We start from the raw sequence: 21450 nt of genomic DNA on the forward strand, positions 1-21450 counted from the left end.
CTGCCGTCCGGGAGGGCGGCCGGGGCCGGCTCCTCCGTGACGGCGAGGGCCCGCGTGCGTCCCGTCCCGCTCGGCAGCGTCTCTCAGACCGCGGCGGAGGGCTCCCGCGTCTCCGGGGCGACGCCGCCGCCCTCGTCCTTCCCCGATCCCGGCGCGGACCGGCGGATCTGCGGCAGCATGACCATCACGGCGGCGCTCACCACGGTCCACACCACGCCGAACCACAGCAGTGACGCCGCCCCGACCAGGTCCGCGGCCGGGGCCGCCCACCAGTAGCCGACGGTCATGGAGAGCACGGTCGCGACGCCGTCGTAGGCGCTGACGCGGGACATCGCGTCGGCGGGCACATCGGCCTGGAGGCTGCTCGTCCACAGGATGTGCAGCAGCGCGAATCCCGCGCCGGACAGCAGCGAGCCCGCGACCAGTACGTACACGGGAGCGCTCAGGGCGAGGACGCCGGCGAACGCGCCCAGGCCGAACGTGCAGAAGACGGAAGCGAGCAGCGGCCTCCGGAAGCGCAGCCGCATGCCCGCGAAGCCGCCGAGGAGGGAACCGACCCCTTGCGCGGCCATGACGGTGCCCCACTGGGCGGCGCCGTTCTCCTTGCCGCCGACGAAGGCGATGCCCAGCACCATCACGGGCCCCAGGACGAAGGTGGACGCCAGCGACGTGTAGGCGAGGAGGGACCACAGCCAGGTGCGGGAGCTGAACTCGCGCCATCCGTGCCGCAGTTGCTGCCAGAAGCTCTCGTCCTCGCGGGCGGGGTCCCTGGGGGACGACGAGGTGCGGACCCCGGCCAGGAACAGCGCGCTGACCAGGAAGGTGGCCGCGTCGATGGCGATGACCCAGACCGGCTCGGTCCAGGCCACGAGCGCGCCGGCGACGGCGGGCCCCACCAGCGAGCCGATCGAATTGAGCGTGGACCCCAGGGCGTTGGCCTCCTGGAGGCGCTTGCCGGAGACGACCTCCGGGACGAACCCGTGGAAGGCGGGGTGGAAGAACGCGGCGGCGACGGAGAGCACCGCGGCGAAGGCGACGAAACCGCCCAGGGGCATGCCGACGGTCAACAGGACGACCACGACGGCGATCTCGACGGCGGCGCGGACGAGGTCGCTCCCGATCATGGTGATCCGGCGGCCCCACCGGTCCGCGAGCACACCGCCCGCCAGCAGGAAGATCATGAGGGGCGCGGTCTGCGCGCCCAGCACCAGGCCGACCCCGCTCGCCCCGCCGCCGTGCTCCAGCACGGCGAAGGACAGGGCGATGGGCATCATGCTGCTGCCCAGGACCGATGCGGCCTGCGCGCAGAACAGCCGGCGCAGGTTCCGCTCGCGCAGCAGGTCCAGGGGCAGCCGGGCCGCCCGACCGTCGGTCATCGCAGGTCCCCCGTCGGGTCCGTCTCCGGACCGCGTGCGTGACTCACCCGTACGCCCCTCTCTCGGCCTGCCCGGCGCGAACGCGCCACGCGATGCCCTGTACATGCCGAATACGACGCCGGACAGAATATGTGAGTTCGATCAGGAGGTCAGCGGTCCTCGGCAATCTTCACAACGCTCCCTCCGACCCGCTCTGACAAGGCAGTTCGCGCAATGCGGCCAAATCCCGGCAAGGCTCGTGAGCGCTCCCCCGCCGTCCTGCCCGGCACCGGACCGGCATGGTCGGCCGGGCGCGGACTCATCGCTTTCCGGCCCCGTCCCGCGCCAGGTCCGTCAGACGCCGCCGGAAGCCGTTCGCCACCGCCTCGGCCGTGCGGTGTCCGTGATACGTCGTCTCGTAGCGCAGCCCGCCGGTCAGCCGGCCCGTCTCCATGGTCAGGCCGACCGAGAAGGTGGCCGCGCCGGCCAGGGAGGACTGCGGTGCCGCGTAGGCGAGCCGGGAGAAGTCCTGCCGGTAGGGCTCCAGGCCGGTACGCAGTCCGTGCATCGGGAACCCGGGCCTCGGCCGGTCGACGATCCAGCCGGTCACCCCGTACAGGCGCAGCTCCGCGTGTGCGAGGGCGTGGCGGAAGAAGGCCGCGTCCCCCTGACGGCCCAGAACGGTCTCGGCGAGCCGGCCGAACGGCAGGCCGACCTCCGCCGAGGCGTCCCTGAGGGCGCCGTCGACCTGCCGGAGCAGTCCGCCCGGCGAGGTCCGGCCCAGGTCCACCGGCACCTGGATCATGTTGGAGAACAGGCCCAGGGCGGAGCGGGTCTCGGGGCGCACCCGGCCGTGCGAGGGCGTGGAGAGGATCAACCGCTCGCGGGCGTAGAAGTCGCCGAGCGTGCGGGCCAGCGCCGCCGCGAGCAGGGCGTACAGGGAGACCCGCGCGCCGCGGGCCGCGCGCAGCAGGCGCCGGGACTCCTCGGCCGGCAGGTCCAGCGCGACGGTGTCGTAGTGGTGCTGGAGCGGGAGGAGGTCCGTGGTGCGGCCGGGCAGGAGGTCCCCGGATCCGTGGGCGCGCAGCCGGTCCGCCCAGCCCGCCAGGCGGGACGCGGTGTCGTGGCGGGCCTGAGGGGTGTTCTCGGCGCGGACGAAGTCCACGTAGGACAGGGGCGGTCGGCCCGCGTCGGGGGAGGGAGCGGGGGCGGCGACGCGGCGGTTGTAGGAGTCGGCGAGGTCGCGCAGGTAGACCTGATGGCTCGGCTCGTCGAACACCATGTGGTGGAAGCTGGTCAGCAGGACGTGGTCGTCGTCGGCGAGCCGCAGCAGGGTGGCCCGGGAGAGCCGGTCGGTGAGCTCGAAGGGCCGTGTGGTCAGGTCGACGAGGATCTCGGACAGTTCCCGTCGGCGCAGGGCGTCGCCGAGGTCCGCCGTCTCCAGGGGGAACGGCTCCGGGCGCAGGGCCTGCCGTGGCCGGACCACCCGCTCGATCGGCGTCCCGGTGTCGAGCAGCCGCAGTCGTAACGCGTCGTGCCGCAGGGCGACGTCGGCGAGGGCGTCGCGCAACGCGCCGGTGTCCAGGGGGCCTCGCAGGCGGAGGGTGGTCGAGCAGTCGAGGGAGACGGCCTTGGGGTAGGGCTCGTCGTGGCACCTCTCCCACTCCCAGCACCACTCCTGGCGCGAGGAGAGGGGAAGCCCCTGATCCGGATCATGAGGTGTGGGGGGCATGACCTGCCTCGGGGAAGACGTCGGAACGTCACCGAAGCTACCCGCGGCGCGGGGCGTATCCCCTCGTCACGGCGGTCGTGCCACACGACTGTAAAACTCCGGGGGGAGGCGGCGGGGTGCGTTATGTTCCTGCCATGACAGATGTGGACACCTCGGCGACGCGGCGGGGCCCGGACGGACCCGACGGTCTCACGGCGGCACTCGCGCAGGCATGGCAGGACGTGCTCGGCTCCCTCCCGCAGGAGGACTCGGACTTCTACGAGGCCGGCGGCACGTCGATCGACGCGGCCCGGATCGCCGCGCAGGCCGCCGTCTGCGCACCGGACGTCGAGGACCTGGACGTCACGCTGATGACCGCGCTCCTCGACGAGGCACGCTTCGGGGACGTCCGGCGGCTGGGACTCGAGTCGATCGCCGGCGCACGCGCCGGATCCGCCTGACCGAGCGACGGCGGCGCTGCCGCGGCCGGCCGGCCCGTCCGGTCAGCCGCGGCCGGCCGCCAGGTCGGCCAGCAGGTCGGCCGCGAACCGTTCGCACCACCGCGCACCGAAACAGCGGCGGTCGTAGGTCAGCACGAGCTGCGGCTCTCCACCGGACAGATCGAGCTCCAGGTCGAGCTGGGAGGGGCGGACCACGGGGCCGGCGGCGCCTTCGCCCCCCTCTTCGCCCTCGCTTTCGCCCCGGTCGTCGTCCTCGCCCCGGTCGTCGTCCAGGTCGAAGGGGGCGAAGGAGAGTCCCGCCACGGAGGCCTCCCAGGAGTCCTCGGTCACGCTCACGCTCAGCGGGGCCAGGTCGTCGCGCGCCACGCCCGTACCGTCGGTGAGCAGATCGACGATCTCCTCGAACTGCACTCCCTGGTGGGCCATTCCCTCGCGCAGCCCGCGCCGCACCTGGGTGAGCACCCCTCGGTCACCGTGCGGTGCCGAAGGGCCGACGCGTACGAGCACCGCCTGCGCGAGCGGGCCCACCGCGTCGGAGTCCATGCGGTTCGCGGACATGGTGCCCAGGACCAGGTCGTCGGCCCCGGACCGCTCCAGCACCCGGCCGGCCGCGGCGGCGATGACGTACACCGTGGGGGTGCAGCGCGCGGCGCGGGCGTTCGCCCTGAGGAGGCCGGGCAGGGCGGGGTCGAGGGGAACGCGCAGTTCGGCGCCGTCGGGAAGCCAGCCCGGCTCGGGCCGTCCCTCGCCGATCCACGGCGTGGGGAAGCCGGACAGCTCCGTGCGCCAGAAGTCCCAGTCGGCGCTCCTGCGGTGTTCGCGCGCCGCCAGGAGTGCGGAGTACCGGTCCGCCGGTGCGAGCGGCTCCTCCGGCCCGCGCAGGTAGGCGTCCTGGAGGTCCGTCACCACCTGGTGCAGGGAGAAGAGGTCCATCACGAGCCGGTGGAAGGTCAGGAGCAGGACGCCGCCGCCGTCACCGAGCAGTGTCAGGTCGGCGCGGGCCAGGGACTCCCCCTGGAAGGGGAAGGCCTCCGCGTGGGCCCCGGCCGCCGTCCGGCGCACTTCGGCGAGGTGCCCGGTCCGGTCCGCCCACAGGTCCGGACGGCGCCGGACGCGCAACTCGTGCCGGGGAGCGGGGCCGAGGATCAGCGTGTCGCCGTCCGCACGGAAGCCCGTGTCGAGCAGTTCGTGCCGCCGGAATACGGCCTCGACGGCACGGGAAAGCCTTTTCTCGTCGAGCATTCCGTCGAGGCGCAGCGCAATGCCGGTGTGCAGCAGCGCACTTCCTCGAACTACGCATTCCACTTCCCAGAGCCGTCGCTGCTGTCGGCTCAATTCCGTGGCGTGCGTACTTCCACTCCCCTGGTCCATGCGTTCCCTCGCCCGAAGGTGCGACGAGCGCCGCACGGGAAACCGTACCCCCGTGCGGCACTTGTCGGTGGTCCTACTTCGCCTCGGCGGCGGCCTGACGGCGGAGCTGCTCGAGGTTGATGAGCGCGAGGCTCACGGAGTTGACCTTCATCATGGCAACTTCCCTTCTCTCGGGGGTTCCTCCACCATCGGTCGGTGGCAGGGGAATGCTTCCAGCCGAAGTGATCTCTCGTCAATAAGGCCAGACCGTCGGGAGTTTGTTTTTCGCGGAATCTCCATGCCCCGCCGGTGGCCGCCCGACTTGTTTTTCCTGACGGGCCATCACAAAAAATCGTTCTCGCTCGGCCGCGCCATGAAGTGCAGGAATGCGTCGCCCACCCGTGCCGCCTTTCCGGCATCGTGGTAGTGCTTCTCGTACCACAGCGAACCGGTGAGGGCCCCGTCCCTCATCTCCAGGTCGGCGAAGAGGGTGGTGGCGCACGCCAGGGCCTGTTCGGGGCCGGCGAAGACCGGCAGCGGGTGGTCGGGGTGCAGGTCCTGCGGGGTGGCGGTGAGGCCGTGCGGCAACGTCAGCGTCCGGTTCGGCTCCTCCGGCAGCCAGCCCGTCACCCCGCTCAGCCGCAGTTCCAGGTGGGCCAGCGCGCTGCGGTAGTAGGCCCCGTCGGCGGGCGGGCGGTCCACGACGTGGGAGGCGACCTCGCTGAACGGCACGTCGGCGTGCTCCGTGGCCCGCTGGACCCTGCCGTGGACGTCCTTGACGAATGCGGTCAGGGACCGGAACCCCGTGTCCACGGGCACCGGGACCACCGTGCTGAACAGCCCGAGCGTCTCGCGGGCGCGCGCGGAGGTGCGCCCGTGCGTGTACACGGAGCACACCAGGCGTTCGCGCCCGTACTCCGTGGCGACGGCGTGGGCGAGGGCCGCCAGCAGGACGGTGTGGAGCGTGACGCGCTCGGCGCGCGAGCGCCGCAGCGACGACCGGGTCGCCTCGGCCGTCAGCGTCAGCGGTACGGAGCCGAACTCCGCCTCGGGGACGACCGCCCCGGCGTCGCCCGGCAACGGGTCCCCCGCGCCGTACGCCCGCAGCTCGCCGGCCAGGGCGGCCGCCCGCGCCCGCACCGCGGAGCGCGCCCCGGGCGTGTGCTCCCCTTCGATCAGCCCGGTGTAGCGCTCCGGGTCACGACGGCGCCCGGCGGTGCCCCGGTCCGGTGCGACGCGCTCGCGGTAGCCGTGGGCGAGGAGGTCACGGAAGACGACGTGGGAGTTGCCGTCGAAGATCAGGTGGTGGAACTGCGCGACGAGGACGTGCTCCTCCTCCGCCGTGCGCACCAGGGTGGTGCGCGTCATGCGGTCCGTCAGGTCCAGCGGCCGGGAGAGGACCCGCGTCACCTCCGCGGCGCGCTCCCCCGACGCGGCCCGCACGGTGTGGAGCGGCCCCGGTTCGGGCCGCAGTGCCTGTCCGGGCCAGAGCGCGGACGGGTCCGGTCCGGGGGCGGCCACCAGGTGCAGGCGCAGCGCCTCGTGCCGGGTGGCGATCTCGGCCAGCGTGTCCCGCAGTGCTCCCGTGTCGAGCGGTCCCCGCAGCAGCAGGGTCTCCGACGACTCGATCGCAGTGGAGTCGCCGGTGTAGCTCCGCGTCCACTCCCAGCACCAGTCCTGCCGGGAGAGCAGGGGCAGTGGGGCGGGGCCGGCCGAAGGGGGGTGGGTCCGAACCTGCTGGTGGGTCATGGGCGGTCGTTCTCTTCCAGGTCGCGTACGGTCGTGACGTAGCGGCGGCCGCTCCCCGAGGGGCCGAGCAGCTCCGGCAGGGCGCGTACGGCGGGCACCGGGTGCTTCTCGACGAACCGGGTGAGGTTCACCGTGTGCTGTTCCCAGCGGTCGGGGCGCTCGTGCGTGAGGTGCACGCCCGGTGCGTCGGGAGCCAGGCGCATCCCGGCCCCCGACGACCACAGCCGCAGGCCGAGTTCGAGGTCCTCGCACCCCCATGTCGTGCCGAACGTCTCGTCGTAGCCCCCGGATCGCTGCCACAGCCGTTGGGCCATGGAGGTGTTGGCTCCGATACAGGTCAACCACGGTGCCACGGGCTCCAGTTCGCCTCCGGCCATGCCGGCGACCAGGGTCTCCAGGGCGTTCGCCACGGTGCGCCCGAACCGGCCTCCGGTCGCCACCGCGTGCGGGTCGGGCAGGAGTTCGCCGGGATCGGTGGCCAGCAGGCGGCGCGCGGAGGGCAGTTCGCGGACCGGGCCGTGGACGCAGTCGGACGCTCCGCCGGCGTGTTCGCGGAGGTGGGCCGCCAGGGCCCGCGGCGGGAGCAGGATGTCGTCGTCCAGGAAGACCAGCAGGCCGCCGCGGGCCGCGTCCGCCCCCGCGTTGCGCGCGGCGGCGCGGCCCGCCCGCGGGCCCGGCACGGTGCGCAGGGGCAGCCGGGCGGCGGCGGCCGCCAGGACGTCGGCGGTGCCGTCCGTGCAGCCGTCGTCGACCACCACGACCTCGTAGGGTTCGGGGCACACCTGCCGGGCCAGGCAGGCCAGGACGAGCCGCAGGCTGTCCGCCTTGTCGCGGGTGGGGACGACCACGCTGGCGGTCGGCCGGTTCACGTCGGACCCCCCTCGCCGAACAGGTGGGCCCCGCGGAGCAGGCTCGCGCCGTGGGTGGCGAGCAGGGCGGCACCGGCGAGGGAGGAGTGCGGGCCGTGGACGGCCGGTCCGACCTCGGGGAGCGGCCGGCCCGGGCGGGCCGTCGCGGACAGGCGCGCGGCGACGCGGCGCGGCAGGGGCGCGAGCGCGGCCCCGAGACCGCCGCCGATGCGCACGTGCGCGGGCTGGACGAGTTCCACGAGGGCCCGCAGCGCGCGGGCGACGCAGTCGGCCGCGTGGTCGAGGGTGCGCTGCGCCCAGGGTTCGGCGCGGTCCACGCCCGCCACCAGCTCGGAGGTGGTCGTGGGACGTCCGCGCCCCGCGGCGGCGTGAGCGGCCAGTGCCTCGGCCGAGACCACGGCCTGGAGGCAGCCGCGCGCACCGCACCGGCAGCGCGGGCCCCGCGGGTCGACCACCAGGTGGCCAAGTTCGCCCGCCGTGCCCCAGGCACCGGTCAGCAGCCGGCCGCCGCTGACCAGCCCGCCGCCGACGCCCGTGCCGATGCCCAGGTAGACCAGGTCACGACTGCCGGTGGAGCGGGCCTCGGCCAGGGCGGCGAGCGTCGCGTCGTCGCCGAACAGGACCTCGGAGCCCGTGCCCGTGAAGGACGCGCGCAGGGAACGCCCCACCCAGCCGGGCCGATTGGGCCAGCTCACGACGCGCCCGTCGGTGCCCACGTTGGGCGCCGACGCCACGCCCGTGCGCACGGGCGCCTCTCCCAGCGCGCCGGCCGCCTCGGCCACCGCGGCCTCCAGCAGCTCCAGCTCGCCCTCGGCGTCCTGACCGGCGGGCCACGGCACCGTCTTCTCGTACACGCTCACCCCGGAGGCGACCGCGCGCAGGGCGAGCTTGGTGCCTCCGAGGTCCACGGCGAGGACGCCGCCGGGCGTACCGGAGTCCGTGCGCGGGGGCGTGCCGGTCACGACGGCTTCCGGGCGGTGAGGATCGCGTACGGCGCGGGCCCGGCACCGTCGCCGGACTCCGTCCGCAGCCCCACCGCCTCCAGGCCCGCCCGCAGTTCCTGCGTCGTCCACCAGTGGAGGTGTCCGTCGACGAGCCAGCGGGTGACCGTCGCACGGCTCGTCGCGTCGGTGAGGGCGAGGGGGTCGGGCACGAAGGCGTCGGCCACCACGAGCAGTCCCTTCGGCCTCAGCAGCGCGGCGAGCGAGCCGAGCCGGGCGGCCGGGCCGTGGATGCCGCCGAGGACCACGCAGGCGTCGTACTCCGTGCCGGGTGACGGCGGGGCACCGCCGTCACCGATCTCCAGGACCGCGCCGTCGACGCCGGCCTCGGCGAGCAGCTCCCCGACGGCCTCGCGCAGGGCCGTGCCCGGCGGCGGGGGCCCGGCCGGAGCGGCCGGCGACGGCGTCCCCGCGGCCGGCGTCCCGCCGCGCACCCGGGCCGCCAGCACCCGGCCGGCGGACGTCAGGTCCGGGGCGGCCGCCCAGTCCCCCGGCGCACCCGCCGAAGCGGCGTCCGTGACCAGCAGCCCCAGCGCGCAGGCGGTGTCCAGGACGGACGACAGGACGTCCGCGCGCAGCCCCGCGGTGCGGGCCAGGCCGGCGGCGGTGGCGCCGTCGGCCAGGAGGGCGGGCAGGCCGAGTTCGGTGAGGGCCGCCGCCAGGACGTGCTCGGCCGCGGTCCCGGGGCGGGCGCCGCGGGCGGGGCGGTACACGGGGGCCGCCTGTGCCTTGCCGACGGCGGACCGGCGCAGCCGGAAGCGCGGGTGGAAGCCGTCGGGCACCTTGTACGCGGCCAGTTCGGCCCGGGCGTACGCCCGTACCCGTGACGGGTCGGCCAGTTCGGTGTCGGCGGGCACGTACTCGACGGTGAGTCCCGAGTCGTCCGAGTCGTCCGGGCCGGTCACCGTGACCGAGACGTCGGCGACGCCCGGGGCCGCCCGCAGCACCGACTCCACCTCCATCGTGGACACCCAGCGCGCCCCGCGGCGCACCACTCCGCGCCGGGCCCTGCCCAGGATGCGGTGGATTCCGTCCTCGTCGCGTTCGGCGAGGTCGTGCAGGCGGTGGGCCGAGCCGTCCTCCAGGACGACCGCGAGTTCTCCCTGCGCCGCGCCGTCGGGGGGCAGCGGCGTGCCGTCGGGGTCCAGCAGGTCGACGCGGACGCCGGGCATCGGACGGCCGACGGCTCCCGACGGCAGTCCCGGCTCCCCCCACAGCACGGCGCCCGTCTCGCTGGAGCCGAAGTTGCGCGAGACGCCCACGCCCAGGGCGCGGGTCCACAGCGCGTCCAGTTCGGCGTCCACGTATCCGGCGCCGGCCATCACCCGGCGCAGGGCGGGGAAGGGCGCGTCGTCGGTCAGGGCCCGGCGGCGTGCCAGGACACGGGCCAGGCCGGGCACGGTGACCAGGACCGTCGCCCGCTCGCGCAGCCGGGCGTGCACCGCGCCGACCGCGCTCGGCGGCACCGGGTCCACGTGCGCCCCGGCCACCAGCGCCCCGGCCAGCCAGCCGAGCGCGTAGGCGTGGCTCAGCGGCAACGGCAGCAGGACGCGGTCGTCGGGCCCCGCCAGACCGGCGCGGTGGTAGCGCACGCCCTCGTCGAGCACGGAACGCGGCGAGCGCGCGACGACCTTGGGCGTACCGGTCGACCCGGAGGAGACGAGCAGGACCGTGCCCGGGGCGTGGGCTTCGGGGGCCGCGCCGGCGGCACCGGTCCCGTCGGGGACGAGCCTCCCTCCGGTCCCCTCGTCCTCCGCCCGCAGGACCACCCGGTCGGCCCGGTCGGCTTGTTCCGCCTGGTCGTGGTCCGTCACCAGTGTGCGGCGGGCTCCGGCGGTCCTCAGCAGTCTGCGGGTCTCCGCCGGCGGCGAGTCCGCCGGCAGCAGCAGGGGGCGGGCGCCCACCGCCGTGAGCGCGAGCAGGCCCAGCACCCATTCCGGCCGGTTGGGTCCCTGCAGTCCGACGGTCTCCGCGGGCCGTACACCCCGGGCGCGCAGCCGCTCGGCCAGCTCGGTCACCCGCACGACGGCCGCACGGCGGGTCAGGTCGCCCAGCGCGCGTGCATCCGGGTCCAGGTCCGCCCGGGAGAAGGCCTCCCACAGGTCGGCGGCGGTCACCTCGCCGTGCCCTCCGTCGTCTCCAGCCGGCGCACCAGCGCCTGTGCGGCGAGCTCGTACCCGTGCGTGCCGAAGCCCGCGACGACGCCGACGGCGAGCGGGGAGACGACGGAGTTGTGCCGGAAGGACTCACGGGCCCAGACGTTGGAGATGTGCACCTCGGCCCAGGGCGCCGGGTAGTCGGCGAGGGCGTCGCGCAGGCTCCAGCCGGCGATCATCAGCGCGCCGGGATTGACGATCGCGGCGACGGTGTCGCGGTGCCTGTGCAGCGCGCGGATCATCTCGCCCTCGCCGTCGTGCTGTTCGCTGCGCAGGCCGTACCCGGAGCGGGCCAGCAGTGCGGCCACCGCCTCCTCCACCTGCGCGAGGGTGGTGGTGCCGTAGATGCCGGGTTCGCGGGTGCCGAGCGTGCCCAGGTTGGGGCCGTTGAGCAGCAGCAGGTCACGGGAGGACGGGTCGACGGTCACGCGGGGGTCCCTTCACGGTGGTGCAGCAGGGCGGCCAGTTCGGCGCACGAGGCGGCCACCAGGTCGGGCCGGTGGGCGAGCAGTTCCTCCCGGTCGCCCTGGCCCCACAGGCAGGCGGCCGTACGGGTGCCCGCCGCGCGGCCGGCCCGCAGGTCCAGCGCGGAGTCGCCGACCATGACGGCGCCCTCCGTACCGGCTCCGATCTTCTCCAGGGCGAGCAGGACGATGTCCGGGGCCGGTTTGCCGCGGGTCACCTCGTCGCTGCCGCACACCGCGTCCACCAGGTCCAGCAGGCCGGTCGCCGCCAGGGCCTCGACGGCGCGGTCATGGGTCTTGCCGGTGGCCACGGCGGTCGGGACGCCCGCCGTGCGCAGTCCGGTGAGCAGTTCCGCGGCGCCGGGGCACGGCTCGATCTCGTGGACCAGCTTGCGGCTCTCGACGACGAACGGCTCGTACATCCCGACGGGCAGGCCCATGATCACCAGGGTGTCGGGCATGTGCCGCCCGAGGTGGGTCAGGTACTCCTCGAAGGGTGCCTCGCCGTCGCCGACCACGAGGGCGTACGCGCGCTGGAAGGCCCTGCGCATCACGTGGATGCTGTCGATGAGAACGCCGTCCAGGTCCAGGACGACGGCCCGCGGCCGGAGATCACTCACCGCCGGCTCCCTTCCGGACGGATTCGGCCGCCGTCCGCAGGCTCGCCGTCAGATGGGCGACGTCGTCGTCCGTCATGGTCGCGCCGAGTCCGACGGTGACGGACCGGCCCAGCACCGCCTCGCTGGCGCGCAGGCGCGCGGTGGCGTCCCAGGAGGTTCCCCAGGCGGTACGGCCGGCGCGGACGGAGGGGTTCTGCTGGACCAGCCGGCCCGAGTAGAGCGTGGCCGCGGGGATGCCCGCCGCGGTGAGCTGCGTGACGAACCGGCGTGCGGCCATGCGGTCGGCCAGCAGCACCGTGAGGTCGCCGCCGCTGCCCTCCTCGTCCGGGAGACGCCGCCATTCGAGGCCGAGGTCGGCGAGGTCCGCGCGGACGGTCCGGGCGACGTCGCGCAGCCGTCGCAGCATCGGCGTGAGCCGTTCCAGCTGGACGGAGAGCAGGGCGCCGGCGATCTCGGTCATCCGCAGGTTGGCGCCGAGGAAGGCCTCGCCGGCGGCGCCGCGCTCGCCGCTGCGCGAGGTGGTGAACTGCCCGCCCTGGTCCTGGTAGCGGACCACGCGGTCGTGGACGTCGGGGTCCGTGGTGACCACGGCGCCGCCCTCGCCCGCGGTGATGTTCTTCTCCAGCTGGAAGCTGAAGGCGCCCGCGTCGCCGATCGACCCCACCGGACGGCCCCGGTAGCCGACGCCGCAGGCCTGGGCCGCGTCCTCCAGGACGCGGACGCCGTGCTTGCGGGCGACGGCCAGGATGGGGTCCATGTCGGCGGCGGCGTTGTTGAGGTGGACGGGCATGACCGCGAAGGTCCGCTCGGTGACGAGGTGCTCCCACGCCGTGGGGTCGAGGGTGAGCGAGTCGTCGATGTCGGCGAAGACGGGGACGCCGCGCGCGGCCACGACGGCGTTGACGCAGCCGATGAAGGTGGCCGACGGCACGATGACCTCGCCGCCCTCGGGTATGCCCAGGCCGATCAGCGCGCAGGTCAGGGCGGCGGTGCCGGAGGAGACGCCGACGGCGTGGGGGGCCTGGTGCAGGGCGGCGAACCGCTCCTCGAAACGCTCGACGCGGCGCTGGAGCGCGGGACCGTAGTAGCGGAAGAGGGAGCGGCTCTCCAGGACGTCGAGCGCGGCGGCCTTCTCCTCCTCGCCCCACAGGGCCAGGCCGCGCAGCGGCTCGTAGCGCAGCGCCGTGGGCGCGGACGGGGATGCAGTCATGAGTTCGTCTCCGGTGCTGTCCAGGGGGCGGACGTGGCGCGGTAGCAGGCCTCGACGACGGCCAGGGCCTCGCGGGCCTCGCGCAGGGCCCGGTCCGTGGCGTCGGCCCGGGCCAGTTCGGCGGTCAGCGCGTCGAGCTGCCGGTCGTACTCGTCCCCGACGCCGGCCGGCGGGAGCGGCACGTGGCGCTCTTCGCCCTCCTGGCGGAGCCGGAGCGTGGGTGCGGTCACGCGGCGGGGGCTGAAGCCGAACGTGGTGGTCAGCTCGGCGGTGCCGGCGGTGCCGTGCAGCACCAGCCGGGTGCGGTCGACCGTCTCGTGCGACGCCCAGGCGAAGCGCAGGTGCAGGCCGTACCGCTCGGTGGCGAGCAGCGCGGTGAGCTGGTCCTCGACGTCGGCGTTCCTCAGGGCGGCCGGGCCGGCGTGCCAGTCGGCGCCCCAGCCCTCGCGGGTGAGGAAGTCGCAGGAGGCGAGGGCGGTGGCGTGGCGCACGGCGGAGGCGCCCCACAGGTGGTGCAGGACGTCGACGACGTGCCAGCCCAGGTCGACCAGGACACCGCCGCCGGACGTCTCCCGGCGGGCGAACCAGTCGCTGCCGGGAATGCCCCGGGAGCGGATCCAGCTCAGCTCGGCGAGGCGGGGCGCGCCGAGCGCCCCGTCGGCGACGAGGCGGGCCAGCTCGCCCACGTCCGCGCGGTGGCGGGCGGCGGTGGACAGCAGCAGCCGCCCCCCGCCGTCGCGGGCCGCGTCCTCCAGGAGCCGCAGGTGGCCGTGTTCGGTCCCGGTGGGTTTCTCCAGGAAGACGGCGAGCCCCCGGCGCAGGAAGTGGCCCGCGACGGCGCCGTGGGTGTGGTTCGGGGTGAGGACGAAGACGAGGTCGGCCTCGTGCGGGCCGAGCTCCTCATGGCTGCCGTACACCCGCGCCCCGGCCACCAGGGCGGCGGTCCGCCCGACGGCCTCGGGGCGCGGCTCGACCACGGCGACGACGTCGAAGTCCGGGTGCTCGACCAGCCGCGGGAGCCATACCTCTCGGGCCACCCAGCCGAGCCCGACGACGGCGACCCTCATCGAGCCGAACGCTTCTTCCCCGCCAGCTCGGACAGCACCTTGGCCACGGCCTCGGCGACGTCGGCGCAGTCGGCGTCCGTGCCGAGCAGCACCCGGTGGTGCAGCCAGAAGCCGTGCGCGCCCAGGTGTTCGCTGACGGGGTTGCGCGCGGCGAGCTCGGCCGTGTCGGGCAGTCCGTTGCCGCGCAGCGCCTCGTGGGCCTGTGTCCGGTAGACCGGCGGGTAGTTGACGAAGGCGGGGATGCCCTCGGCGACCAGCGCCCTGACCACCAGGTCGCGATCGGTTCCGGGGTGCACCGCGGGGTCGAGCGCGGCCATCGCCATGTAGTGCGGGTTGAGGTCGCAGCGCGGGTCGCGGCCCTGCGGGACCACGCCGGGTATCTCGCGCAGCGCCGCGCAGAGCGTCTTCCAGCGGCTCTCACGGCGTGCGTTCTGCTCGTCGAGCCGCCCGAGCTGGGCGCGCAGGACCGCGCCGGCGAACTCCGTCATGCGGTAGTTGGACGACGGGGTGCGGTGTTCGTAGCGCGTGTCGCCGATGGGCCGGCCGCAGCTGTGCCGGGCGAACGCCTCGTCGTACCGCTCCCCCGACGGCAGGAGCAGTGCCCCGCCCTCGCCCGCCGTCATGAGCTTGCCGTTCTGGAAGCTGAACGCGGCGAGCGTGCCGAAGTCGCCGATGCGCCGGCCGGACCAGACGGCGCCGTGCGCGTGTGCGGCGTCCTGGAAGACGACGACGTCGTGCCGGTCCGCCCAGGCGCCGATGGCGTCCATGTCGGCGACGTGGCCGGCCATGTGGACGGGTATGACGACGCGGGTGCGCGGGGTGCGGACGGCCTCCAGGGCCCGCGGGTCCAGGCAGTACGTCACCGGGTCCACGTCGACCGGGACCGGGACGCCGCCCGCGCGCTGCACGGCGATGGAGGTGGAGATGAAGGTGAAGGCGGGCACGATCACCTCGTCGCCCGGCTTCAGGCCCAGCAGTTCCAGGCCGAGTTCCAGGGCGTGCGTGCCGTTGGTGACGGCGAGCGTCGTGCCGCCGTGGTGTTCGCCGAACTCCGCCTCGAACGAGGTGACCTCGGAACCGCCGACTCGCCACCACTGACCCTGGTCGACCGCGCGGATCAGTGCCGCGCGCTCGGTGTCGTCGTGGTACGGCCAGGCCGGAAAGTCGTGGCGGCGGACCGGATTCCCACCGTCGAGTGCCAGAGCCACAGTGCGTCCCTCTCAGTCGTTCGGTCGGTGTCAGTCGGTGACGGGGAGACCGGTCGCCGGCGACCGGGAGGACACCAGGGCGTCCAGGTCCTCGGCCGAGTGTGCCACCACGTAGTCTTCCATGATCATCCAGTCCAGCCGGCTGCCGCCGTAGAACTCCAGGGCCTGCTGCGGGGTCTCGACGATCGGCTGACCGTTGTCGTTGAACGACGTGTTGAGCACCACCGGGACTCCGGTCAACCGGTGGAAGTGCGCGATCAGCCGGCGGTACGCGCCGTTGTCCTCGGCCGTGACGGTCTGCACCCGCGCGGTGCCGTCGACGTGCACGACGGCCGGGACCTCGTCCTGCTTCTCGGGCCGGACCGGGGCCACGATGAGCATGTACGGCGACTCGATGTCCAGGTCGAAGTAGTCGGCCGCGTGTTCGCGCAGCACCGCCGGGGCGAAGGGCCGGAAGGCCTCGCGGTGCTTGACGCGGGCGTTGATGATGTCCTTCATCTCGGCGCGCCGGGGGTCGGCGAGGATGCTGCGGTGGCCCAGCGCGCGCGGGCCGAACTCCGACCCGCCGGTGAACCAGCCCAGCAGCTTTCCCTGCGCGAGCAGTTCGGCCCCGAGCTCCGACGGCTCGTCCACCTTGCGGTAGGGCAGGCCCGAGGCGTCGAGCGCGGCCCGCACCTCGGAGTCGTCGTAGGTGCGGCCGAGGTAGGCGTGGCGCTGGGCGGTGCGGGCGGGTTCCCGGCGGGGCTGTCCGGCGATGACGTGGTAGCCGTAGTAGGCGTTGCCGACCGCGCATCCGCCGTCGCCCGCGGCGGGCTGCACGAAGACGTTCTCGAAGGGGGTCTCGCGCAGCAGCCGGCCGTTGGCCACGCAGTTCAGCGCGACACCGCCGGCCAGGCACAGGTCGGTGAGGCCGGTGTCCGCGTGGAGTTGCCGGGCCACGTGCAGGAGGGTCTCCTCCAGCGTGTCCTGGGCGGCGTAGGCCAGGTCGGCGGCGCGGGCGAAGCGTTCGTCGCCCTCGTAGCCGTCGAGGGCGTGCTCGATGAAGTCGAGCAGTCCGCCGTTCTTGAGGTGCAGTTCGTAGCGGCCGTCGGGCAGCAGGGTGAGGTACTCGCGGAACTCCTTGCGGTAGCGCGGGGTTCCGTAGGGCGCCAGGCCCATCGTCTTGCCGTCCTCGGACAGGTACCAGTGGCGGCCCTGGTACTCGTTCTCGTACAGGACGAAGCCGATGGCCCTGCTGACGGCCTTGTACATGTAGCCGAGGGAGTGGTCGCTGTCACCGGCCTGGTAGACCCGCAGGGCGCTGAGGCCGTCGGTGGACCAGTCGGTGCCGAGCACCTTGGACAGCTCGGTGATGGTGGTGCCCTCGCCGACGGCGGTGGTGAGGGTCTCCACGCCGCGGTCGTCGATCAGGCTGCCGGCCCCGTCGACCACCAGGATGGCGGCCCGTTCGAAGGGCGAGGGGAAGAAGGCGCTGGCCGCGTGCGCCATGTGATGGCGTATCAGGTGGATGCGCTTGCGGAAGGGGAAGTAGGCGGGCGCCAGCAGCGTGTCGTCGGCGACGATGACGTCGACGTCCGCGAGGCGCGCCTGCGCCATGTCGAGGCAGTACCGCCACGACTGGTTGAGCAGCGAGTTGACTCCGACCGAGTACTTGACCCGGCGTACCCGCTCCTCCTCGATCCCGGCGGCGATGACGCCGTCCGAGACGAGGCACGCGGCGAAGTCGTGGTTGGACCCGCCCAGGCCGAGCGTCAGCATCCCCGTGTTTCCCCTCTTCGAGCCGGCGAGATCCCGTGTCACGGCCGCACGGCGTGGATCAGGTGGTTCAGTGTGTCCTCCGCGTCCGCCATGGGCGGCTTGAGGACACTGGGCTTAAGGCCCATCTCCCGCAGGTGGTCGCACAGTTCGGCCACCCGGCCGTGCACGTCCTGGACGTCGATGACGACGTTGCGCAGCAGGGGGCGCAGACCCGCGTCGACACCTCGCAGGATCTCCAGTTCGGAGCCGACCGCGTCGATCTTCAGCAGATCGACGGGTCGGTCGGTACCGATGTGGCGGGAGAGCCGGTCGACGGTGACGGTGATCTCGCGGCCCTGGAACATCCGCTCCACCACCCGCGGCGGGAAGCTCCTGCCCAGGATCTCCCTGAGTTGTCCCTGGTCCTGCGGGTACAGCGTCGAACTGCTGGGGAGCAGCGGGTAGTAGCGGAAGGACACGTCCGTCGCGTCCTCGCTCCCCAGGGCCGTCTCGTGCACGGACACGTCCTCGAGCCCGAACTCCGCCACGTTGGCGCGCAGGGCGGCGACGAGTTCGGGGAGCGGTTCGAAGGCCACGACGGACGCCTTGGGCCGCCGCTGCTTCACGAAGAGCGTGAAGAGCCCGATGTTGGCTCCGACGTCGATGACGAAGGGCTCGTCGGGAAGGGGGATACCGGCGTAGGTCCCGCCTTCGAACATCTCGCGGTACAGAAAGCGCGCGTCCAGGGCGCTGACGGCGTGCACGGAGAATCCCTCGGCGACTTCCGTCAGCTTGGGGGGTGTCATGTACCGAGGCCCCCGGCGCTCAGCCGAGGCGTTCGACGACGTAGTCGGCCAGGCGGTCCTCGGACGTGAGGGTGTCCTCGGTGAGATCCTCGTCCTCGAACGTCACGCCGAAACGCTCCTCGAGGAGAAGCAGGAACTCCAGCGCGTCCAGCGAGGTGAATCCGTAGGCTTCGAGAAAGTTGCTGCTGTTCTCATTCACCGTACGGCCACTGGAGGCGGCGAACTCCTTGGCGATTTGATGGATCTCCTGGAGCACTTCGTCGCGGTTCACAGACAGCCTTTCATTCGTTCGGACGAGTGACAATCTAGCTGGTGGGCCAGACGGTGTCCATCCTGACCCCGCCTCAAAACATGTGCCCAATTGTCTAGTTGGCCTCTGCAAGCAGGCGGTTCAGCCAGCGATGGTGATGCTGCAGTGCCAACTCGTTGCGGCCGAACGTGAAGTGTGTATTCGCACCGGAGGACAAAGCCGCCTGCACGTCGAATCCCGTGCGATAGTCCTCGTCCGCCACCCCCCTTTCGACGAGTTCGCTGAACTCCGCCGTGTAGCGCCGGTCCTCCTCCGTGACCGGGGGCACGCGCGTCAGGACGGTCTGCACGGTGCGGCTGCGGTCCACACCCGGGCCGGGCATGATCTGGGAGACCACGCCGTGCCCCTCCCAGGACCCGGCGATCGACACGTTGGGGAAGACGGTGTAGACGGTGCCGCAGTGCGGGGCGGGGTCCCAGTCCTCGACCGGGACGTCCCGCAGCGTCCTGAGCGACTTGACCGGGTACAGGATCCGCTGGTGCGGCCCGAAGGAGTCCACCACCATCAGGTTGGAGGTGGACGTCGGGGCGAACGTCGTGCGGTGCAGCGCCTGGATGTGGTAGCTCTCCAGGTAGCCGTCGAAGGCCACCTTCCATCCGGGACCGGCCAGTTCGCGCTGTTCGTAGAGGTGCCACTTGTCGAGTTCGAGGCGTTCCAGCTCGCCCGCGTAGTCCCCGAGCCAGGCGTCCAGGTCGATCGTGGCACCCGGGGTGAGGCACACCCACACGAAGCCGAGGCCCTCCACGACGGGCAGGGGGCGCAGTCCCAGTTCGGCGGTGTCGACGTCACCGAAGGTGCCGGGCTTGTGCACGGCGACGAGGCCGCCCCGGTCGTCGTACACCCAGGCGTGGTAGGGACAGCGGAAGCGGTGCCGGGTGCCGGTTCCGGCCGGGCACAGCTGGGCTCCGCGGTGGCGGCAGACGTTCAGGAACGCCCGTACCGCGCCGTCCTGTCCACGGGTGAGCAGGACGGGGGTGCCCAGGGCGTCCAGGGCCTTGTAGGAGCCGGCGCCGGGAAGTTCGACGGAGAGCGCGAGGGCGAGCGGGACCTTGGTGAAGACGGTGTCGATCTCCCGTCGCCATCTGTCGGGGTCGAGGTACTCCGTGACGGGGACCCTCATCACGTCCTCGGCCTGGTCCGTCGTGCCGGCTTCCAGGTGCGCCAGGGCCCGCTGCGCGAGGGCCACGGCCTGGGCGTGGTCGATCACGGCTCCAACCTCCCGTTTCGTTCCGGTGGGTGCAGTGCGAAGAACCGCTCGTACAGGAGCACCTGGCTGTCGAGCATGTGGCGGCCGGGCACGACGGGCCGCCCGCTGTCCCGGGCGGCCGCGAGCAGGGCGGTCTCGGCCGGCTTCATGATGATGTCGGCGACCGTGCAGGTCCGCGGCAGCCGCGCGGGGTCGAAGGGCAGCGGGTCGCCGGGGCGCATCCCCAGCGGAGTCGCGTTGACCGCGATGTCCACGCCGTCGCCGTCGAAGTCGGCGCCGTCGCCGGCCGTGGTGCGGCCCGGCCAGCGGGCGTCCAGCCGGGCGAGCAGGTCCTGCCGGCGGGCCGCGTCGGGGTCGTACAGCCGCAGCCGGGCGACGCCGGCGGTGAGCAGGGCCGCGGCGACGGCCCGTCCGGCGCCGCCGGCCCCGGCCAGGGCGACGGTCGCGCCGGCGGGGTCGTGGCCGTTCCCGCGCAGGCCGTGGACGAAGCCGGCACCGTCGAAGTTGTCGGCCAGCCAGGTCCCGTCGGGGTTCCTGCGCAGCGCGTTGGCGCTGCCCGCCACCTCGGCGGCCGGGCCCAGCAGGTCGGCGTACCGGCACACCGCGATCTTGTGCGGCACGGTGACGAGGATGCCGTCGAGGTTGCGCGTGCGGCGCAGTCCGCGCATCACCTCGCCGAGGTCGTCGGGGCGGACGTGCACGGGGACCAGCACCGCGTCCCGCGCGGTGCGCGCGAACAGGTCGTTCAGCAGGCCGGGGGCGCGCACCTGGGCGACCGGGTCGCCCAGCACCACGTAGAGCCGGGTCGTGCCCGATATGGCGCTCGGGCCGGGCGGGGCGTCGGGCATGGCGCTCCTCAGGCCGCGGTGGGGGCGGGGCCCGAGGGCAGGTCCGCCAGGACGGAGGAGACCAGGCGTTCGTCGACCCCGGTCACCAGCTCGACTCCCCGCGGGCCGTCCAGCACGAACGTCAGTCCGGCGTCGGGGTCCTGCCCCTTCTTCTTGTCACGCCGCATCAGCTCCACCAGGGTCGCCGCGGACACGCCGGACGGCAGCCAGGTGGGCAGTCCGAAGCTCTCCACCATCTCCCTGTGCTCGGCGACCCGGTCCCGGTCGATGCGGCCCAGCCGGCCCGCGAGCAGGCCCGCGAACACGGTGCCGACCGCGACCGCCTCGCCGTGCCGCCAGGCGTATCCGGTGGCCTGCTCGATGGCGTGCCCGAGCGTGTGGCCGTAGTTGAGGACGTGGCGCGGTCCCTGGTCCCGTTCGTCGCGGGCGACGACCGACGCCTTCAGCGTGACGCTCGCCACGATCTGCCGGGTCAGGTCGAGTCCGCGCAGATCGCCCGCGCCGATGAACGCGCAGCGGGCTATCTCCCCGTAACCGCTGAGCATCTCCCGCTCGGGCAGGGTCTTGAGGAAGTCCGTGTCGCACAGCACGGCGCTGGGCTGCCAGTAGGCGCCGACCAGGTTCTTGCCCTCGGGCAGGTTCACCGCGGTCTTGCCCCCGACGCTCGCGTCGACCTGGGCGAGCAGGGTGGTGGGCAGGTGCACGACCTTGATGCCGCGGTGGTAGAGGGCGGCGGCCAGGCCGACGGTGTCCGTCGTCGTGCCACCGCCGCAGGCGACCACGGCGTCGGACCGGGTCAGCCCCGCGTCCACGAAGGCGCGGCAGTACGACTCGACCGACGCCAGCGTCTTGTGCCGTTCGCCGTCGGTCACCGGCACGACGGTGAACGGCACACCGGGATCGGGGAGTTCCTCTTGCGGTACGGCGCTCACGACGGCGACGCGGCCGACGCCCAGTTCCTCCAGGACGGCGGGGAGCAGCCGGCGTACGCCCGGCCCCACGTGGACGGCGTAGCCGTGGTCCTTCAGCGTGACGTCGATGCGGTGGGTACGGAACTCCGTGTCCCCGCTCCGCGTCTGCGAACGGATTGCGCCCATGCCCTCAGTGCCCCCGTGACTGTCCGGCCCTCACCGACGGCATGCTAGTTAACGTGGGGATCAAGGTCCACCCCTCACCTGTGGGGATCGGCGGTTCCCCGTCCGTTCAGGGTGTTTTACGCCCCTCTTGTTTCAACTGGCATCTATGGTCCTACGGTTGACGAGCGGTTAGGGTTGACAACCGGAGCGACCTGGCCGCCGATCTCAAGCCGACAGCACAACGG

General features: G+C 73.4%; 19 protein-coding genes. 1 reads left to right on the forward strand and 18 read right to left on the reverse strand.

All coding sequences use genetic code 11. The features are described 5' to 3' along the window. Window positions 1-83: 83 nt before the first annotated feature. Window positions 84-1376, reverse strand: a complete 1293-nt coding sequence (locus ACZ5FU_RS24505; protein ID WP_451525799.1) for an MFS transporter — start codon at window positions 1374-1376, stop codon at window positions 84-86. 298 nt (window positions 1377-1674) lie between these two features. After that, complete coding sequence (locus ACZ5FU_RS24510; protein WP_451779299.1) at window positions 1675-3087, reverse strand: condensation domain-containing protein; 1413 nt, start codon at window positions 3085-3087, stop codon at window positions 1675-1677. Window positions 3088-3221: 134 nt separating this feature from the next. Here ACZ5FU_RS24510 and ACZ5FU_RS24515 point away from each other — a divergent pair, with 134 nt between their 5' ends. Continuing rightward, entirely contained in the window at window positions 3222-3527 is a 306-nt protein-coding gene (locus ACZ5FU_RS24515) for a phosphopantetheine-binding protein (RefSeq protein ID WP_451525797.1), read from the forward strand. A 42-nt stretch (window positions 3528-3569) separates the two neighbouring features. Here ACZ5FU_RS24515 and ACZ5FU_RS24520 read toward each other — a convergent pair whose 3' ends face one another. The 16 genes from ACZ5FU_RS24520 to ACZ5FU_RS24595 all read right to left on the reverse strand — a co-directional run bounded on the left by ACZ5FU_RS24520 (window position 3570) and on the right by ACZ5FU_RS24595 (window position 21226). Further along, window positions 3570-4898 (reverse strand): condensation domain-containing protein, encoded by a 1329-nt coding sequence (locus ACZ5FU_RS24520; protein ID WP_451525796.1) that lies wholly within the window; start codon window positions 4896-4898, stop codon window positions 3570-3572. Between the two features lie 321 nt (window positions 4899-5219). Continuing rightward, window positions 5220-6626, reverse strand: a complete 1407-nt coding sequence (locus ACZ5FU_RS24525; protein WP_451525795.1) for a condensation domain-containing protein — start codon at window positions 6624-6626, stop codon at window positions 5220-5222. Further along, window positions 6623-7495: a glycosyltransferase family 2 protein gene (locus ACZ5FU_RS24530; protein WP_451525794.1), complete on the reverse strand. Its 873-nt coding sequence runs from the start codon at window positions 7493-7495 to the stop codon at window positions 6623-6625. The genes ACZ5FU_RS24525 and ACZ5FU_RS24530 overlap by 4 nt, the downstream gene beginning before the upstream one ends. Continuing rightward, window positions 7492-8457, reverse strand: coding sequence for an ROK family protein (locus tag ACZ5FU_RS24535; RefSeq protein ID WP_451525793.1), 966 nt, complete (start codon window positions 8455-8457; stop codon window positions 7492-7494). Before ACZ5FU_RS24535 ends, ACZ5FU_RS24530 begins: the two co-directional genes overlap by 4 nt. Then, a complete protein-coding gene (locus tag ACZ5FU_RS24540) occupies window positions 8454-10613 on the reverse strand; it encodes a class I adenylate-forming enzyme family protein (RefSeq protein WP_468642115.1) in 2160 nt (719 codons plus the stop codon). The genes ACZ5FU_RS24535 and ACZ5FU_RS24540 overlap by 4 nt, the downstream gene beginning before the upstream one ends. Continuing rightward, window positions 10610-11080, reverse strand: a complete 471-nt coding sequence (locus ACZ5FU_RS24545; RefSeq protein ID WP_451525791.1) for a type II 3-dehydroquinate dehydratase — start codon at window positions 11078-11080, stop codon at window positions 10610-10612. The genes ACZ5FU_RS24540 and ACZ5FU_RS24545 overlap by 4 nt, the downstream gene beginning before the upstream one ends. Further along, the gene (locus ACZ5FU_RS24550) at window positions 11077-11736 is read right to left on the reverse strand and encodes an HAD-IA family hydrolase (protein WP_451779314.1); all 660 of its coding nucleotides are present in this window, start codon (window positions 11734-11736) and stop codon (window positions 11077-11079) included. The genes ACZ5FU_RS24545 and ACZ5FU_RS24550 overlap by 4 nt, the downstream gene beginning before the upstream one ends. Beyond that, window positions 11729-12946 (reverse strand): DegT/DnrJ/EryC1/StrS family aminotransferase, encoded by a 1218-nt coding sequence (locus ACZ5FU_RS24555; protein ID WP_451525789.1) that lies wholly within the window; start codon window positions 12944-12946, stop codon window positions 11729-11731. The genes ACZ5FU_RS24550 and ACZ5FU_RS24555 overlap by 8 nt, the downstream gene beginning before the upstream one ends. Beyond that, entirely contained in the window at window positions 12943-14013 is a 1071-nt protein-coding gene (locus tag ACZ5FU_RS24560) for a Gfo/Idh/MocA family protein (protein WP_451525788.1), read from the reverse strand. Before ACZ5FU_RS24560 ends, ACZ5FU_RS24555 begins: the two co-directional genes overlap by 4 nt. Next, on the reverse strand, window positions 14010-15221 hold the full coding sequence (locus ACZ5FU_RS24565) for a DegT/DnrJ/EryC1/StrS family aminotransferase (RefSeq protein ID WP_468835063.1): 1212 nt from the start codon (window positions 15219-15221) through the stop codon (window positions 14010-14012). The genes ACZ5FU_RS24560 and ACZ5FU_RS24565 overlap by 4 nt, the downstream gene beginning before the upstream one ends. Before the next feature lie 30 nt (window positions 15222-15251). Continuing rightward, entirely contained in the window at window positions 15252-16979 is a 1728-nt protein-coding gene (locus tag ACZ5FU_RS24570) for a carbamoyltransferase family protein (protein WP_469046626.1), read from the reverse strand. Window positions 16980-17017: 38 nt separating this feature from the next. After that, on the reverse strand, window positions 17018-17764 hold the full coding sequence (locus tag ACZ5FU_RS24575) for an FkbM family methyltransferase (RefSeq protein ID WP_451525785.1): 747 nt from the start codon (window positions 17762-17764) through the stop codon (window positions 17018-17020). 19 nt (window positions 17765-17783) lie between these two features. After that, entirely contained in the window at window positions 17784-18035 is a 252-nt protein-coding gene (locus tag ACZ5FU_RS24580; protein WP_020129798.1) for a phosphopantetheine-binding protein, read from the reverse strand. Between the two features lie 94 nt (window positions 18036-18129). Continuing rightward, entirely contained in the window at window positions 18130-19281 is a 1152-nt protein-coding gene (locus ACZ5FU_RS24585) for an aromatic ring-hydroxylating oxygenase subunit alpha (RefSeq protein ID WP_451779322.1), read from the reverse strand. Continuing rightward, window positions 19278-20129 (reverse strand): shikimate dehydrogenase family protein, encoded by an 852-nt coding sequence (locus ACZ5FU_RS24590; protein WP_451779325.1) that lies wholly within the window; start codon window positions 20127-20129, stop codon window positions 19278-19280. The genes ACZ5FU_RS24585 and ACZ5FU_RS24590 overlap by 4 nt, the downstream gene beginning before the upstream one ends. Window positions 20130-20137: 8 nt before the next feature. Beyond that, on the reverse strand, window positions 20138-21226 hold the full coding sequence (locus ACZ5FU_RS24595) for a 3-dehydroquinate synthase family protein (protein ID WP_451779327.1): 1089 nt from the start codon (window positions 21224-21226) through the stop codon (window positions 20138-20140). Between the last annotated feature and the right edge of the window lie 224 nt (window positions 21227-21450).

Source organism: Streptomyces sp. NPDC031554 (assembly GCF_055580685.1).